Here is a 15,215-nt window from a genome sequence, read left to right as displayed (position 1 = left end):
CCCGCATGCCTGCGCCAGTCGCTCGGCCCGGGGAGGTCCTGGTCCGGGTTTGCTATTCCATGGTCAGCGTGGGCACCGAGGTCGCCACGCTGCGCCCCTCACCGCCGGTGGAGGGGGAACGCGGGATCGACAAGGTCGTGGCCGCGTCCTCTTTGGCACACCATTACCTGAAGGCTGCAATCGCGAATCCAGGGTTGGCCGTCAAGCGCGTCAAGCAGATTGCCCAGATGCAGGTGGTGAAGTGGGTGCCTCGGCGCCCCAGGCCGCCCGCGGCAGACCACGTTCTCGGGGCCCTCAGTTGGTCGCAGGACAATGCCACATCCTTTGCCGGCAAGGCGCCCACTGGCCTTTCGTTGACGACGGATGCTTCGGATTTCCATTACCAGGCCCGCTCGGCCGTGATCCGGGTCAGCCCCGGGCACATGGTGGCGGTCGATCTGAAGGGGCATCTGTCCCCCGGGGTGATGTCCTTGGGAATGCTGGATGCCGGGGGGCAGCGGTGGCTTGGTCTGTCTGTCTTGGCGGCGGGGGAACTCGACGATCGCTTTATTTTTGATCCCCAGGGTGAGACCGAGGTCCGTCTGGTGCTGGCCAATGCACAAGGGGGGATCACCCAGCTTGAGCTGAGCCAGGTGAACACCACCTTGTTGGCGCCGGATCCTCACGGCACGCCCCAGAACGAGATGGATGCCGCTGGATGGAATCTGGGTTATTCGGCAGCAGGCGAGGTCCTGGCCACGGGGGCTGGCGTCACGGATCTTGCGCCGGGTGATTGGGTGGCCTGCGCCGGGGCTGGCAAGGCCAACCATGCCGACTACGTCGCAGTGCCCCGCAATCTGGTGTGTCGTGTGCCAGCCGGCCTGGACCTGCAGATTGCGGCGACGACCACGGTGGGCACGATCGCGTTGCAGGGGGTTCGTCGGGCGGAGGCGGCTCTTGGCGAGACGGTCTGCGTGATCGGTCTGGGCCTCTTGGGTCAGATCACCGTGCAATTGTTGTTGGCATCAGGCTGTACCGTCATCGGCATGGACCTTGACCCGTTGCGGCTCCAACGGGCTCTGGACGCGGGGATGCAGCAAGGTGCCGGCTCGCCCGAGGCCCTGGCGGCGCTGGTCCGAGACCTGACGGGGGCCCGGGGGGTGGACAAGACCTTGATGGTCGCCGCCACCAAGTCGGATGCCGTCATCAACCTGGCCATGGACATCACGCGTCGTCGGGGTGCCGTGGTCATCGTGGGTGATGTCGGCCTGAACGTGCAACGCAGCCAGTTCTATCGCAAAGAGATTGACCTGTTGATGAGCACCTCCTATGGCCCGGGGCGATACGACCCCAGCTATGAGGAAAGCGGTCAGGATTACCCTTTTGCCTATGTTCGCTGGACTTTGAACCGGAACATGCAGAGCTACCTCGACCTGGCTGCGCAGGGGCGTCTGAAAATCGGTTCATTGATCGATGAGGTGGTGCCTTTGGACCAGGCCCCCGCCCTGTATGACCGCCTGGCCCGGAGTGCAGCAGCCCCTCTGGGCGTCTTGCTGGCCTACCCGGATCCGGCCATGCCACCCCCGCAGCCGCTCGATTCGAGCCGAGTCGCATTGCGCGGCCACCGCAAGCCCCAGCAGGGGCCTGCGCAGGCGGTGCTGGTGGGGGCTGGCGCGTACGGCCAGTCCATGCTGGTCCCCATGATGGAGCGTCACCCCAGGCACTTCTTTTTGCGTGGTGTGGTGTCGCGCGACACGGTGCGTGGAGGCAACTTTGTCCGCGAGCGCCGGCTGGACATCTTTGCGACCGATCTGGCGCCGGTGCTGGAGGATGAGGCTATCAACCTGCTGGTCATTGCGACCCGTCATAACGAGCACGCGGCCCAGACCCTTGCCGGCTTGCAGGCCGGCAAGCATGTGTTCGTGGAGAAGCCCCTGGCGGTGCACTGGGAAGAGCTGGATCAGTTGGTCCAGGCCTACCGTGCGCTGGAGGCGCCGCCACAGCTCATGGTGGGTTTCAATCGGCGCTTTTCGCCCGCCTTGCTCCAGCTGCGCCAGATTCTTCAGGGGCGTCGTTCGCCGCTGATCATCAACTACCGCCTCAATGGAGGTTACATCCCCTTGGATCATTGGATCCAGACGGCGGATGGTGCCGGTCGCAATATCGGTGAGGCCTGTCATATGTACGACGTGTTCCGGAGCCTGGCTGGCGCTCCGGTCAGCCGCATTTCCGCGTCGTCGATCAATCCCGGCGCATTGCCCTATGCGCGATCCGACAACTTTGTCGCCACTCTGGCGTATGAGGACGGCAGCGTCGGCAACCTGGTCTACACCGCGCTGGGGCCCAAGAAGGGGCTGCCCAAGGAGCGCATTGAGGTGTTTTGCGATGGCGAGGCCTACCTCATTGACGATTTCAAGAGCCTCACACGCTGTTCCGACGGCGAGGTGCTCTGGAAGTCAGACCAGGCGGACAAGGGCCATGCGGAAGAAATGCGTCTGTTTGGCGAGGCGGTCGCTCAGGGCACTGATCCCGTGATCGCCTTCGATGAGATCGTCGAGACCACGGCCGTGGCCTTGCATGTGGAAGATTTGATTTTCGGACGGACAGACGCATGAGCAAGGCTGAATACCAGTACCTGAACCCGCAACTCGACCAGGGCTGCACCCTGGTCGAGCCGGCGCTGGCCGGAATGACGGAACGCCATCCGGTCGTGATCCGGCGTGCTGCGCTCGAGCCCGTTTCGCCTGCCGCCGTGCTGGCCGCCCCGGGGTGTGCAGGGCTGATCATCGAACTGGTCAACGGCTGGCCCTGGCCCGCACACCTGAAGCTGGCCCGCAAGGCCTTGCTGGCGGGCAAGCGGGTGTTTTTTTACTGGCCGCGTGAGCAGGTGGTCGAGGTGGCTGATGCCGAGCGCCTGCGCAGCTACTGGCGCCTGTGCTGGATGGTTTGGCTGGTCAACCAGGGCGTGCGGATCTTGAACACATTGGGTGTGGCGCGTTGGGTGCGAGCGGCGACAGGGCTGTCCGCACCTGCCGCAGAAGCGGCGGCGGCCCCCGTGGTGGCGCCCAGCACGCCGGTGGAGCGGCTCCAGATCCTGGACAAGCTGGCATCGTCCGCGCCCACCAGCCTGCAGCCCGCCCTGGTCCAGGACAGCGGAGCCTGGCGGGTGGCCGGGCGTGGCGTCTACCTGCGCACGGATTACTGGGGTCGCATCACGTCGGGCGGCAGCTATGGCCATACCTGCCATGTGGCACATGAGCTGGCGCGGGCTTCCGATGGGCTGGTGTGCTTCATGGCAAACCATTTCTCGATGTTGGACGAGATGGGGCTGCACCAAGTCATTGTTGGCCCGCCCTATGCGGAGTCGTCGGAGCAGTCGCTGCTGGCGGCCAACGAGCATTTCTACGTCCAACTCAAGACCGCTTTGGAGGCGCTCCAGCCGGCCTATCTGTACGAGCGCGCCGTGCTCGGGAACTATGTCGGTGCGCGCCTGGCGGCCGAGCTCGGGATTCCCTACCTGCTCGAGTACAACGGCTCCGAGATATCCATCCAGAAAAGCTTCGGAACGACCCGCTTCGAGCACGAAGAGGAGTTCCTGCGCATCGAGTCTGTGGCATTCAAGCAGGCCACGGTGATCTCCGTGATCTCCGAGCCCGTCAAATCCGACCTGGTGGCCCGAGGCATTGCCGCCGACAAGATTCTGGTCAATCCGAATGGCGTGGATCTCGACAGCTATTGCCCGGCTTCACCCGACGAGCGCACAGCGCTGCGTGCTGAACTGGGCTTCGGTCCGGATGACCGCGTGATCGGGTTCACGGGCACCTTCGGCGGCTGGCATGGCATCGACACGCTGGCCAGTGCATTGCCGATGATCATCAAGCGGTGCAAGAACGCCCGTGTGCTGCTCATCGGCGATGGTCATAAAAAGGCCCTGGTCGATCAGGCCATCCACGAAAATGGCCTGTGGGATGTGGTTCATTGCGTGGGGCGCGTGCCTCAGCAGGAGGGCGCACGCCTTCTCAAGGCCTGCGATATCTGCATTGCGCCGCACAACGCGCACATGGTTGATGGCAAGTTCTTCGGGTCCCCGACCAAGCTGTTCGAATACATGGGCATGGGGGTCGGTATCGTTGCGAGCGACCTTGAGCAGATGGGCGAGGTTTTGAATCCTTCGGTCCGGGCCGAGGACCTGCCGGCGATCAACATGCTGGACAAACAACGGGCGATCCTGTGTGCGCCAGGGGATCTGCGACAGTTTGTTGAAGCCGTGGTCTATCTGTGCAAGCACCCCGAGGTTTCGGATGTCCTGGGGCGCAACGCCCGGCAGGCTGCGGAGTCGTACTATGCCTGGCGTCACCATGTCCAACGGCTGCTTGGCTTCGCGGCCGGCCATGTTCCCGCATCCGTGCTGGTGCCCCAGGCGCCCGTGCAGGCTGCGCCTTTGCTGGTCACGGGTGATCGCTACAAGGACGAGGTGCAGAACCAGTGGGACCATGACCCTTGTGGCTCCCACTACGTCAAGGACGTTCCGAAGCACACGCTGGAGTGGTTCCTGGAGGTCGAGCGCTACCGCTATGAACAATATGGGCCCTGGATGCCCCGCTTGATGGAGTTTGACCAGCACGCGGGTGAAGAGGTGTTGGAGATCGGTGCCGGCATGGGAACGGACCATGCCCAGTTCGCACGGCATGGCGCTCGCATGACCGATGTCGACCTGTCGGCCGGGCATCTGGCGTTGGCCCGGGAGAACTTTCTCCTCAGGGGATTGCAGGGCACTTTTGTGCACCACGATGCGGAGAATTTGCCCTTTCAGGACAATCACTTCGACTTGGTCTATTCCAATGGCGTGATCCATCACACGCCCAATACCCAGCAGGTGGTGGATGAGATCTACCGGGTGCTGAAGCCCGGTGGCAAGGCGATCATCATGGTCTACGCCGAAAACTCACTCCATTACTGGCGCAATTTGGTGCTGGAAATCGGCCTCGGCCAGGCCCAGATCTACGAGAAGTCGATCGGAGCCATCATGTCGGAAGCGGTCGAGATCAGCGAGAACGACGCCAAGCCCCTGGTCAAGGTGTACACACCGGCCCGTTTGAGGCAGATGTTCTCGGCCTTCACCGACATCGAGATCACCCAGTGCCAGCTCACCCCGGCGGAGGTCCCGCCGATCCTCAAGCGAGTCCCCCTGGAGACCCTTGGGCGCTGGATGGGATGGAATCTTGTCATCAAGGCTTACAAGCCACGGGCCTGAAGCATGTTCTCCTTTCTGAGGCGATTCCTGACCCGGTCCAGGGCCAGCAGCATCACGGTGCCCCAGTCCGTGGACATGGCCTGGACGCTGGCGCCGGAGGATGTGGCCGCGCTGCGCTCCCCTGCGCGCCTGCCCATGGGGCCGAACCCGGCCCGCATGGAGCGGCTGCGCAACGAGTGGCCTGCCGAGATCGACCGCACGGTGGCCGCTGCCGAGCAAGTGCTGAGCCATCGGTTCAGCTTGCTGGGGGTTGACGATTTCGAGCCCGGGGACTTGTCGAGGCCGCCGCACCCCGATGGCTATCGCTGGATCGACTGGCACCTGGACCCGGGGCGCCAACTGCGCTTCCCCACAGGATTTCCCCACAAGAGCTGGGACATGGCCACCATGAGGCCTGGCCTGGCAGACATCAAGCTTCCCTGGGAGCTGGCTCGCTGCCAGCATTGGCCCCTGCTGGCCCAGGCCTGGGCGCTGACGGGCGATGAGCGCTACGCGTGCGAGATCGCGCACCAACTCGACGATTTTGTGGCCGCCAACCCCGTGGGGGTCGGTGTCAACTGGGTCTGCACCATGGACGTGGCACTGCGTGCTGCCAATTGGGCCGTGACCTTGCAGATTCTGCAGGCCTGGGAGGGGCCGGATCCGGATTTCTGGTCCAGGGCCTGCCATCACCTGCTGGCGCTGGGCCATTTCATCCGAGGCAACCTGGAAGACAAGTACGAGGTCACCAGCAATCACTTCCTGAGCAATGTGGTGGGGCTGCTGTATGTGGCTGCGGTCTTTGTTGATCGACCTCAGGGGCAGCAATGGCTGGATTGGTGTGTCGCCATGTTGGAGCGCGAGATGCGGGTCCAGATCCTGCCGGACGGTGCCGACTTCGAAAGCTCCATTCCCTATCACCGCCTGGTCACAGAACTGTTTCTCGGCGCCTGGCACGTGAGTCACTGGATCCGGCGACCCTTGTCGGAAGGTTTTCGTACCAGTCTGGAGAAGATGATCGACTACCTGGTGGGTGTGATGCGCCCTGATGGGCTCATGCCTCAGGTGGGGGATGCCGATGATGGCCGTTTGCACATCCTGTCCGGGTATGGCAACTGGCAACCGCAGGACGCACGGCATTTGCTGGCGCCTGCGGCGCTCGCCCTTGGACGACCGGATTGGCGTGGGTTGGCCGGTCCGGTGGGGGCCTGGGAGGCGGCCTGGTGGGGTTTCGACGAAGTGACGGGCACAGAGGTCTCGGTGCCTCTCGGTGTTTGGCCAGCCCATGCCACGTTCTACCCGAACGCCGGACATGCCGTCTCGCGGGCTGGCGGTCACTACTTGTTGGTCAGCAACGCCATCGTTGGGACCGAAGGTTTTGGCAACCACAAGCACAACGACCAGTTGTCCTTTGAGCTGCACATCGCGGGGCAACCGTTGATCGTTGACCCCGGGAGCTATGTCTACACCTCTGACCCGGAGGCGCGCAACCGTTTTCGGGGTACCGCCTTTCATAACACCGTCATGGTGGATGGCATCGAACAAAACGAAATGAACCCTGAGTGGTTGTTCCGATTGTTCGAGAAAGCGTTGCCGCAGACCCTGGCCTTCGAGGCCTCTGCGTCCCGCATGGTCTACGAGGGCTGTCATGAGGGCTATGCGCGCCTGCCGGTGCCGCTTCGCCATCGGCGCCGTTTCGTGCATGATCGGCAGACGGGCCAACTCGATGTCGAAGACGAACTTCGATCAGAGGGCGGACATGAGCTCAGTTGGCACTTCCATCTGGCGCCGGGTGTCTCGGCCCAGTTGGATCCCGGTGGGGCGATATTGAGGCTGTGGGCTGGCGGCCAGCACTTTGAACTGCAATGGTCGGGCCCGGAATTGGTGGCCGAGCTGACGGCCAGCCAGTACTCTCCCTCTTATGGCCGGGCACAACCCTGCCTGGCCTTGAACCTGCGGACGAAGATGCAGATGGTGGGAGGCTCGTGCTGGGCCTTCCGTCTCTGTCAGTCCTCGCCTCGCGCGGAATGCTTGTCATGATTTCTTCCAAATCGATGCGTTGGCACCCCACGCATCTGCTCCGGCTGGTGCTGAAAAATCGGCGGGTGCTGTTTGCCGTCACCAAGGTGGAGCTGGAAAAGAGGCATTCCGGCTCTGCCTTTGGCCGCTTGTGGCTCTTGCTGTACCCACTGCTGTTGCTGAGCATCTACCTGTTCATCTATGCCGTGGTCTTCAAGACCCAACTGCCCGGCTATGAGGGGCTGGGGTACGCGATCTATGTGTTTTGTGGCTTGATACCCTTCATTGGTTTGTCGGAAAGCCTGTCTGCCGGGACCGTCAGCCTGAGGCAGAACATGCATCTCATCAAGAACGTGATGCTGCCGATCGAGTTGGTACCGATCCGAGCCGTCTTCGCCAGCCTGGCCACCCAGATGGTGGGAATGGCGGTGCTGCTGATCCTGGTGCTGTGGGGCGGCTACGCTTCCCTCAAGCTGCTGTGGCTGCCGCTGGTGCTCTTCTTTCAGGTGCTGCTGCTGGTCGGTCTGGTCCTGATCCTGTCGGCGCTGGCTGTGGCATTGCCTGACATCGGCAATGTGGTGAATCTGCTCATCCTGCTGATCATGTTTGTTTCGCCGATCGGTTTCACCCGGGACATGGTGCCGGGTGCCTTTGCGATCCTGGTGGATCTCAATCCGGTCAGTCATATGCTGGAAGCGTTCCGATACAGTCTGCTGGTGAACTATCCTTTCAATGGCTTCAAATTACTGATGTTTGTGTTGTTGTCCTCGGGCGTTTTCCTGCTGGGTTCGCTGTTTTTCCACCGATTCAAGGGCGTGTTGGTGGACTATGAGTGAGCGCATCATCGAGCTGAGCAATGTCAGCAAGGTGTACCGGCTGTACAAGAAGCCGCACTATCGGTTTCTCGATATGTTCGGGTTGTTGAAAGTCCGGGATGCCTACACCGAACACACGGCTCTGAGTGGGGTCACGTTGTCGATCTCCCGGGGCGAAAAAGTGGCCTTCATCGGGCGCAACGGGGCGGGCAAGAGCACCTTGCTCAAGCTGATCACAGGCGTCATCGAGCCCACGTCGGGCCATTTGGACGTGCGCCAGGGCGTGCATGCCCTGCTGCAGATCGGTTCGGGATTCCACCAGGACTTCACCGGGCGCGAGAATGCCTTGGCCTACCTGGCCCACCAGGGCATCTCGGGTGCGCAAGCCAACCGGATCCTCACGGACATCGTCGACTTCGCCGAGCTGGAGGAGTACATCGACCAACCCATCAAGACCTATTCCACCGGCATGATGGCCCGCCTGATGTTTGCCACCTCGACCGTGATCGAGCCCGAGCTACTGGTGCTGGATGAAATCCTGGGGGTGGGCGATGCCTACTTCGCCAGCAAGAGCTTTGAGCGCATCCGAGCGTTGTGCAGCACCCGGGGAAGCAGCCTGTTGCTGGTCTCGCACGATGTCTATTCGGCCGCCAAACTGTGCGATCGGATGATCTGGATCGACAAGGGCCAGTTGGTGTGCGATGGATCGTCCAAGGATGTCATCAAGGCCTATGAAACCTCCATCCGGGCCCAGGAGGAAAAGCGGTTGCGCACCAAGCGCCTGGTCCACAGCGAGGCGGCTGTGGCACCTGCCAGCACGCCGTCGCAGTCCGAGGGGCGACGCCTGTTGTTGGAGTTCTGTTCCCTGGCGCCGCTGTCCCAACCGGTTGGCCTGTCCGCGCTGCGAGTGAGTCTGCCAGATGCATGGAGCATCGACATTCCCCTGATGGGCGATGCGGCCTTCCTGGACACTGGACCTGCCAGTCTCGTGGCGGGCGAGAGTAATTGGGGTGAATCATTCCTGTTGGACGAGCAGCCAGCCCGTTGGGTGAACCCATATGGGTCACCTTTCCTGAAGGTGGGCGCGGTGGTGCGCCTGCCTGAACTGGTGGCTGATGATTGGGAGCGCCTCATTTTCTCGGGTCGCGTTCAATCCCACGATGGCGCTCACTTGGCGCTGCGGGTGTTCGATCAAGAAGGGCATCAGCGTCTGAGTCGGACCCTGGGGGACAGTGCGGGGCAATGGCGCGATTTCCAGATCGGGATGGCACAAGGCTCCGATGATTCAGCCCGTTGGTTGGCACGCCACATTGGTAATCAACGGATTGCCATTGAGGATGTTTATTTTGTTGATACCCATGGTCAGGACACCTATTACCTTCGTCATGGGTACCCGGCCCAGCTCTTGATCCGCTGCCGCGTCCATGACGAGATGCTGGATGAGTGTCCGCACGTCGTCGTGGCCCTGCACCGCGATGGGTCTCAGGATGTTGCCCGTTACCTTTGTCGGGATCTGCGCCTTCAGGGTCGCGCCCGGCCTCTGGTGGACATCGACTTCAAGTTGGACGCCGTCCCGTTCAGTGCGGGCACCTATACGGTGACGGTGTTGATCGCCGAGCCTGGTTATTACGACCGGTTCCAGGAGCAGTACTTCTCGATCAATCCCGGCGTCTATGCCTGTCGGTCCAGATCGCTGGAGTTTGAAATCATCGACGATTCACCGCTGTCCGTCGGCACGGTGGTGGTGGGGCAGGCCAGTTGGTCGGCCCAGATGAACCTGTCTTCGGCACGCGACCCGGACGAGTCAGGTGTTGCGCCTGAGTTGGCGATCAGACTCACCCAGGCCCAGCAGTTGGCCGATTTCAAGCCGATCACGTTTTGTCCCGCCTGGGATTTCGGCCTGGATCTGCGCCGAGGCGGCCGTCTGGCCCGCGAGCGGGAGGCGATACTTGAGGACCTTCGAGGCTTACCCAAACCTGTCGATCTTCAAGTGCCTTGGGTCAATGGTCTGGATCTGGTTTTGCCCACCAAAGGCGATCTGGCCCGTGTCCTTTATGTTGGGGGCAGTCTTGAGCCAAATGAAATGACTGTCTTGGAGGCCTTGAGCCCTCCTGGCGGGGTGGTGGTCGATGCCGGAGCTAATATTGGCCTTTTTACGCTCCTGTTGGCCAATAAAGTCGGTCCTACGGGTCGTGTCTATGCCTTTGAGCCGAGTGGGCGCGAGCGTCGAACGTTGTTGCGCAACATTGATATCAATGCACTTCACCACGTTCATGTGGAGGCTGCAGCTCTCGGCAGCCGACGCGGTCCGGGCAAACTTTATCTTGCGAGTGATGAATTAGCGGGGCACAACTCGCTCAACGGCATATTGAGATTGCCGGTCATTCGGACCACAGCAGGCGTACAGCCCTCTGTCTGGACGCCTGCCTGGGAAGGGTGCCGAAAACTGTCGTTCGAGGCTGAGGGTTGGGCGGAAATCTATTTGTATAGCGAGCTTGGATTTGTCTATGCCATCCAACCGGCTGGGCCGTCCAGCATGGCGGGCGAGTCAGCGCCGTGTGAGATCTTGGCGACTATTTTTCCAGATTGGGATATCTCATTCAGTGCGGGTCTGACGATGCATTGGGATGGTCAACTGCTTCTGCGCGGTGGGCCTGGGGATCACCTTTGTCTTCGACGGCTGGTGAAGCGCGATGAGATCGTTGAGGTGGTTTGGCGAGGGGTTGTGATTGCGGATGAGCAGGGGCCCTCGGAGTCGATCCGGATCGAGTGTCTGGATGAGTTTATGGGCGATGAGCAAGTGAAGCGATTTGACGTCCTCAAAGTCGATGTCGAGGGCTCTGAGTTGGCTGTGCTCGAAGGCGCGCAGGAATGCCTTCAACGATGGAGGCCTCACGTTCTTTTTGAGACGTCCAGCGAACAGCGCCCAGAGGCCTACGCTGGCATCGTTCGCTTGCTAGATTCGTTGGGCTATCGGATTCATGACTTTGATCCCATCACAGGTCGATTGGCCTCGCCGTGCGAGACGCCACGCAGCCCCAACGTGGTCGCGGTCCATCAATCGCGATGGGCGGATGTCCCGTCTCATGTGAAGTTGGGGTGATCCATTGCGTAGTTTTCACACGAATTTGGCAGGGAGTTCACGATGTGCGGCATAGCAGGGGCATACCGCCCTCAGGGACGGCCTGTTTGTGAGGATCGGGTTCTGGCCCGCATGAGGGATCGCATGGTGCATCGCGGGCCAGATGGTGGAAGCCTCTGGCGTGCGGTGGATGGGCGGTGCGCCCTGGTCCACAGGCGCCTGTCCATCATCGATCTCTCGACCTCTGCTTCGCAGCCGATGTCGAATGCCGCCGGAACGGTGCATCTGGTTTTCAATGGCGAGATCTACAACCATGCCGAATTGCGCCGTGCCCTGGTCGCCACCGGCAAGTACCAGTGGGTGACCGACCATTCAGACACCGAGGTGCTGCTGCATGCCTACGAGGAATGGGGGCTGGACTGTCTGCACCGTTTCTACGGCATGTTCGCGTTCGCCGTCTATGACGAGCGGGTTCCCGGCCGGCCGGTCATGCACCTGGCCCGCGACCGCCTGGGGGTCAAGCCGCTGTATTTCTCGCGCACCTCATCGGGGGAGTGGCTCTTTGCCTCCGAAATCCGGGCTCTGTTTGCCCACCCTGAGCTGTCGCCCCAGATGGACCGCACGGCCTTCTGGCACTACCTGACCTTCATCGTGACGCCAGCGCCCATGACCTTGTTCAAGGGCGTGTTCAAGCTGCCGGCTGGACATGTGATGAGCATCGATGCCCAAGGCCAGGCCTCAGCCCGTGTCTGGTGGGACTGCGTGCCCTCCGCGTCGAAGACGCTGACGGAGGCCCAGTTGAGCGAGCCGGAAGCGGTTGAGCAACTGACGGGACTGCTGCGCAAGTCCATCGAGCGGCGCATGGTGGCGGATGTGCCCTTTGGTGTGCTGCTCTCCGGGGGCGTCGACTCAAGCATGAACGTGGCCTTGATGAGTGAAATGATGGACCGTCCGGTTTCCACCTTCACGATCGGCTACGAGGGCGAAGACAAGTCCAACGAGTTCGAGTTCGCCCGCCGCATCGCGCAGCGCTACAAGACCGAGCACCACGAGACCCTGATCAACCGTCAGGATGCTCAGGACTTTCTTCCCTTGCTGGTGCAGCTCCAGGATGAGCCGATTGCCGACAACGTCTGCATACCGCTGTATTTCCTGTCCAAGCTGGTCAAGGAAAGCGGCACGACCGTGGTCCAGGTCGGCGAGGGTGCCGATGAGAACCTGCTGGGCTATTGGTGGGTTGAGCACTACCGCCAGAAGCATGAGAGTCTGTATGCCCCCTTGCGCCAGGGCCAGTCATTGCCCTGGTGGCGCCGCCTGTTGTCCAGGGGCAAGTCGGGGCTGCCGAACCTGGGGCGCGAGGACCTTGAGATCCAAAAGCGGGCGATGGCTGGGCAGGAGCTGTTCTGGGGTGGAGCGGTCTGTTGGTGGGGTGGCATGCGCGAGCAGCTGACACCGCTGCTGGGGCCGTTCTCGGACACGGTCGATTGCCCCGTACCGGGTCTGCTGCCTCCGGCCTTTGCCCAACTGGACAGCCATGCCGTGGTCAATCACTACCTGGGGCCCCTTTCTGGCCAACTGGCGCAACCCGAGGTTTTGCAGAAGATCACCTACATGGAGCTCAAGCTGCGCCTGCCCGAGCACCTGCTGATGCGGGTGGACAAGCTGACCATGGCGCATTCGATCGAGGCCCGGGTGCCGTTCCTGGATCACGATCTGGTCGAGTTCGCCATGCGCCTGCCCCTGTCCTATAAGTTGCGCAACGGAGAAGGCAAGTACCTGCTGAAGCGGGCGGCGGAGCCTTACCTCGACCACGACATGATCTACCGCAAGAAGCAGGGCTTTGGTGCGCCGATGGAGTCCTGGTTCAAAGATCCAGCCTTTGCCCGTCGCTGCCATGCCGCGCTGGACCGATCACGCTTGCTGCGTGAGGGGTTCTTCGACGCCGGCTACCTCAAGGACCTGTTGCAGCAGCAGACGGGTTCGGGCGGGGGCTACAGCTTTCATCTGTGGACGGTCCTCAATGCCTTGCTGTGGTACGAATCGTGGATTGAAGGCCATGCCGATTGTTTTTGACGTTCGGGCAGAGGTGCATTGATGTGTGGATTTGCCGGAGCGTTGGCGCTGGGGGCCGGGCAGGCCGTTGACCCCGCGCGCTTGCTCGACATGCGCGAGGCCATGCGCCATCGGGGGCCCGATGGCGAGGGCCTCTGGCTGGCACCGGACCGTCGCATCGGCCTGGCACACCGACGCCTGGCAATCATCGACCCGGTGCCGGCGTCGGCCCAGCCGATGGGCAACCAGGCGGGAACGGTGCAATTGGTCTTCAACGGCGAGATCTACAACCACGCCGTGTTGCGCCTTGAGCTGATGCGCTGCGGGCACGTGTTCAAGACCGATCATTCGGACACCGAGGTGCTGGTGCACGGCTACACCCAATGGGGTGTAGCCGGATTGCTTCAGCGCCTCAAGGGCATGTTCGCCATCGCCCTTTGGGATTCGCAGCAGCAGCAGCTCTTCCTGCTGCGAGATCGGCTGGGTATCAAGCCCCTGTATTGGACGGTCAGCCACGGGCTGCTGCTGTTCGCCTCGGAGATCAAGGCCATCCTGGCGCATGGCGGGGTGCGCCGCACCATGAACCCGGTGGCGATGTACCACTACCTGAGCGGCATGGTGGCCCCGGCGCCGCTGACGATGTTTGAGGGTATCAGCAAGTTGCCGGCAGCGCACGGTCTGGTCTTTGGGCCAGGCACGGCCCAGCGGGCTTTCTCATATTGGGATCCGCTACCGCGGGTGTGCCATGCCGCAAATGACGAGGCGGCGCGGCTGGAGGTGACCCGGGCCCTGTCCGAGCGGTTCCAGTCCTCGGTCAACGAGCACCTGGTGTCTGACGTGCCGGTGGGGGTCTTTTTGTCCGGCGGCGTGGACTCTTCGTCCATCCTGGGGGCCATGACCCGTGCCGGCCAGCAGGCCGTCGAATCGTTTTCGGTTGGGTTCAAGGACCACGAGCACCTCAATGAACTGGCCCAGGCCCGCGAGGTGGCCCGCCACTTCGGCAGTCGACACCATGAGGTGATCATCGGAGAGTCGGACCTGCGAGAGTCCTGGGATGAGATCCTTTTCAGCCAGGACGAACCCCTGGCCGACTGGGTCTGCATTCCCCTGTTCCATGTGTCTCGCCTGGCGGCCCGGCATGTCAAGGTCTGCATGGTGGGGGAGGGCGCGGACGAGCCATTTGCCGGCTACTCCGGCTACCAGGACTTCATGCGCGTGCACCAGACCCATTGGAAGACCTTCACAGGGCTGCCGGCCTGGTTGCAGAGCGCCCTGGCGGGGGGCGCCCGGCGCTGGGCCTCTCTGCGTTGGGATGCCTCGGTCGGGGCTGATTTTGCCGCTCGGGCTGCTGGTGATCGTGAGGTCTTCTGGAGCGGTGCCTCGACGTTCTGGGAGACGCAGAAGCAGATCTTGATGGACTGTCAGGCCCTGCCCGTGCCAGAGCCCGCGGCCTATCCGGCGGGGCTGATGGCCCCGGGCGAGGGCTATGACAGCTACCAGGTGATCGCTCCCTGGCGCGCCCATCTGGAGCAGGCCGGCGCCGGCCAGGACCTGCTCGGGCGGATGATCTACTACGAATTGAAATGCCGTCTGCCTGAACTGCTGCTCATGCGTGTGGACAAGATGACCATGGCCCATGCCCTGGAGGCCCGGGTTCCTTTCCTGGACCACGAGTTGATCGAGTTGGCCATGCAGATGCCTTCGGCCTGGAAGACTCGAGGGGGCGTGGGGAAGGCGGTGCTGAAGGACGCGATGCGGGGGCTGATTCCTGACGAGGTCATCGACCGGCCCAAGCGTGGCTTTGGCGCACCGATGGCCGAGTGGCTTCGGGGCGACTGGGGCCATGAGGTCGAGGCCCGCATCCTGGGCTCCGGCCTGTTCCGGGCCGGGTGGTTTCGTGCCTCCGTGCTGCGCACCCTGTTTGCCCGGCACCGTTCCGGGCACCGCAACCATGCCCACTATCTCTGGGTGATTTTCAACCTGTGCGCCTGGCATGAACGCTTCATCGAGTCGGGGGCGTGGGGATGACATCGGC

7 protein-coding genes are annotated in these 15,215 nt (G+C 62.4%); all 7 read left to right on the top strand.

Annotation, left to right across the window (positions count from 1 at the left end; all coding sequences use genetic code 11):
• The first annotated feature begins 59 nt into the window (after positions 1-59).
• The 7 genes from F624_RS0118860 to asnB (F624_RS0118825) are packed head-to-tail and all read left to right on the top strand — an operon-like array spanning position 60 to position 15,208.
• A complete protein-coding gene (locus F624_RS0118860) occupies positions 60-2,594 on the top strand; it encodes a bi-domain-containing oxidoreductase (RefSeq protein WP_019575900.1) in 2,535 nt (844 codons plus the stop codon).
• A complete protein-coding gene (locus tag F624_RS33535; RefSeq protein ID WP_019575899.1) occupies positions 2,591-5,233 on the top strand; it encodes a methyltransferase domain-containing protein in 2,643 nt (880 codons plus the stop codon). Before F624_RS0118860 ends, F624_RS33535 begins: the two co-directional genes overlap by 4 nt.
• A gap of 3 nt (positions 5,234-5,236) precedes the next feature.
• On the top strand, positions 5,237-7,252 hold the full coding sequence (locus F624_RS0118845; protein WP_019575898.1) for a heparinase II/III family protein: 2,016 nt from the start codon (positions 5,237-5,239) through the stop codon (positions 7,250-7,252).
• The gene (locus F624_RS0118840; RefSeq protein ID WP_211224166.1) at positions 7,249-8,067 is read left to right on the top strand and encodes an ABC transporter permease; all 819 of its coding nucleotides are present in this window, start codon (positions 7,249-7,251) and stop codon (positions 8,065-8,067) included. Before F624_RS0118845 ends, F624_RS0118840 begins: the two co-directional genes overlap by 4 nt.
• Entirely contained in the window at positions 8,060-11,149 is a 3,090-nt protein-coding gene (locus tag F624_RS33530) for an FkbM family methyltransferase (protein ID WP_019575896.1), read from the top strand. Before F624_RS0118840 ends, F624_RS33530 begins: the two co-directional genes overlap by 8 nt.
• Before the next feature lie 42 nt (positions 11,150-11,191).
• On the top strand, positions 11,192-13,201 hold the full coding sequence (gene asnB, locus F624_RS0118830; RefSeq protein ID WP_031255528.1) for an asparagine synthase (glutamine-hydrolyzing): 2,010 nt from the start codon (positions 11,192-11,194) through the stop codon (positions 13,199-13,201).
• A 21-nt stretch (positions 13,202-13,222) separates the two neighbouring features.
• A complete protein-coding gene (asnB, locus tag F624_RS0118825) occupies positions 13,223-15,208 on the top strand; it encodes an asparagine synthase (glutamine-hydrolyzing) (protein WP_043426273.1) in 1,986 nt (661 codons plus the stop codon).
• Positions 15,209-15,215 lie beyond the last annotated feature (7 nt).

It is taken from the genome of Curvibacter lanceolatus ATCC 14669, from assembly GCF_000381265.1.
GTDB classification, from domain to species: Bacteria; Pseudomonadota; Gammaproteobacteria; order Burkholderiales; family Burkholderiaceae_C; genus Curvibacter; species Curvibacter lanceolatus.
The sequence above is the reverse complement of the archived record's forward strand: the minus strand, read 5'-3'. Positions and strand labels throughout refer to the sequence as shown.

Bases quoted from the DNA above. Each gene is read 5' to 3' on its own strand.
- asnB (WP_031255528.1), top strand. From the start codon at position 11,192: ATGTGCGGCATAGCAGGGGCATACCGCCCTCAGGGACGGCCTGTTTGT.
- F624_RS0118840 (WP_211224166.1), top strand. From the start codon at position 7,249: ATGATTTCTTCCAAATCGATGCGTTGGCACCCCACGCATCTGCTCCGG.
- F624_RS0118845 (WP_019575898.1), top strand. From the start codon at position 5,237: ATGTTCTCCTTTCTGAGGCGATTCCTGACCCGGTCCAGGGCCAGCAGC.
- F624_RS0118860 (WP_019575900.1), top strand. From the start codon at position 60: ATGGTCAGCGTGGGCACCGAGGTCGCCACGCTGCGCCCCTCACCGCCG.
- asnB (WP_043426273.1), top strand. From the start codon at position 13,223: ATGTGTGGATTTGCCGGAGCGTTGGCGCTGGGGGCCGGGCAGGCCGTT.
- F624_RS33535 (WP_019575899.1), top strand. From the start codon at position 2,591: ATGAGCAAGGCTGAATACCAGTACCTGAACCCGCAACTCGACCAGGGC.
- F624_RS33530 (WP_019575896.1), top strand. From the start codon at position 8,060: ATGAGTGAGCGCATCATCGAGCTGAGCAATGTCAGCAAGGTGTACCGG.